Source organism: Vibrio sp. 10N.222.55.C6 (assembly GCF_041473395.1).
Lineage (GTDB): Bacteria > Pseudomonadota > Gammaproteobacteria > Enterobacterales > Vibrionaceae > Vibrio > Vibrio crassostreae_C.
In genome coordinates this window covers 1-643 of record NZ_JBFRSD010000708.1, presented here as the reverse complement: position 1 = coordinate 643, position 643 = coordinate 1, and the positions used below count along the sequence as shown (strand labels likewise).

Below are 643 nucleotides of genomic sequence, written 5' to 3'. Positions count from 1 at the left end.
TCTTTGGTTCCTTCCAACTTAAAGAGCAAATAAGGATTAACTCGAGCTTCTAAGGAGGCAGTAAACGAAACCTCCTGCTTTTGATAGCGAGCCGATACATTGGTGGTGAGCTCTTGAAAAACCTCCAACGGATCAAGCAGGCACTCTTTGCACGCATTTCTTAGGGATAGTTCCGTTCGTTCATGATGACCAGAGCCATCAACGGTTCCTGAGATGTTCCACGACGTATCCGAAAACCCACTTTTGGCCAAGCCAATGGTATGTAGATAGTCATCTTGGTGAGAAGCTTTGGTGTACCGATAGTCACCGGCGTATGAGACAAACAGATTACGAGCCACTTTCGAGTTAAGCTTAGGTTCAACGCTCAATTCGTCGTCATCATCTCTCACCGTTAAAAAGGCCGTTAGATTTGCAAGCGACAGGTTGTATTTGAAAACATCGTACTCCATCGACTCTAAGTTCAGTTCATCGGTTTTATTGAGCTCTATCGATGCCGACTGATCGCCGTTGATCAAGATATCAAACTCCATTGGAAAACGATTGAACTCTGGTAACCAACCGATATGGCCCGCAAACCAGTGCGCTGGTAAATATCTTCCTTGAAAGCCAATCAGGTCTTTGCCATGTTGCCTCATAAAGGCGC

The 643-nt window shown here is 45.4% G+C and carries 1 pseudogene; it reads right to left on the bottom strand.

What is annotated here, in order from left to right:
• A pseudogene (locus AB4486_RS25760) lies at positions 1-643 on the bottom strand (carboxypeptidase regulatory-like domain-containing protein); the annotation flags it as partial.